We start from the raw sequence: 1,186 nt of genomic DNA on the forward strand, positions 1-1,186 counted from the left end.
GGAAGCTCTGAATAAGTCCCTGGCCCCGATAAAATAACGCCCAACGTCCAATTTTCGACAGGTCGACCCCAGATGAAGCAACTCGGACTCAGTGCCACCGTGTTTGTGAAGAAACCGAAGCTGACCAAGCGTCAGAAATTTCTCCAGGACATGGAGCAGGTGATTCCTTGGGCGTTGTGGACGAGCCGAATTGCACCGTACTACCCGACGGCCGGCCGGGGCAGGCGTCCCTTTCCTTTGGAGACGATGTTGCGCATCCACCTGATGCAGCACTGGTTCGGCTACTCCGATCCGGCGATGGAAGAGGCGCTGCACGACATTCCGATGCTGCGCGAGTTTGCCGGGCTGGATGCGGGCGAGGACGCCATGCCGGATGAAACCACGATCCTCAAGTTCCGGCGCCTGTTGGAAACCCATCAGATGGCGCAAACCCTATTCGATGAAACGGCGGCCCTATTGGCGGAAAAGGGCTTATTGTTGCGTCAAGGGACCATCGTGGATGCCACCCTGATCGCCGCCCCGCCGTCCACGAAGAACCGCGAGCGGAAGCGGGATGGCGAGATGAGTTCGACCAAGAAGGGTAACAATTACCACTTTGGCATGAAGGCGCACATCGGCGTGGATGCTGATTCAGGCTTGGTGCACACGGTGGAAGTCACCACCGCCAAGGTGGCGGACGGGGTCATGACCGATGCCCTGTTGCACGGCGAGGAGCGGGTCGTCCTGGGCGATCGGGCCTATACCCGCAAGGACCGCAATCTGGAGGTCGAACGCCAGGAGGGCGAGCCGGTCTGGGCATTTCCCTTCAAGCGTAAGAAGGGCGAGGACTTGCCTGCGGAACAAGTGCTTCACAACCGCATGCTGGCCGCGCTGCGGGCGGTGGTCGAACACCCATTCCGGATCGTCAAACGCCAATTCGGCTATACCAAGGTCCGGTACCGGGGACTCTTCAAAAACGGGCAGCAACTCTACCTGCTGTTTGCCCTCGGCAATCTCTACCAGGTGCGGGAGGAGTTGATGGCAGCCTAGGGATCAATCCGTGCATCGTCCCGGAAAACCGGGGGCGAGGGGCGGAAAGAGCGCCGATGGCGGGCGCCAATTGGGGAGGGAAAAACGACCTTTTTCGGCTGGCAGCCCCGGCCGGTTTATCGGAGCCACCAATAAAACGCACTTATTCAGAGCTTCC

At 59.8% G+C, this 1,186-nt stretch carries 1 protein-coding gene; it reads left to right on the forward strand.

The window, feature by feature from the left end; genetic code table 11:
* The first annotated feature begins 72 nt into the window (after positions 1-72).
* On the forward strand, positions 73-1,029 hold the full coding sequence (locus B2A78_RS25390) for an IS5 family transposase (protein ID WP_077732841.1): 957 nt from the start codon (positions 73-75) through the stop codon (positions 1,027-1,029).
* Positions 1,030-1,186 lie beyond the last annotated feature (157 nt).

It is taken from the genome of Methylocaldum sp. 14B, assembly GCF_002005105.1.
Lineage (GTDB): Bacteria > Pseudomonadota > Gammaproteobacteria > Methylococcales > Methylococcaceae > Methylocaldum.

What these genes read in the sequence shown, in the direction of transcription:
- B2A78_RS25390 (WP_077732841.1), top strand. Translation starts at nt 73, where the DNA reads ATGAAGCAACTCGGACTCAGTGCCACCGTGTTTGTGAAGAAACCGAAG.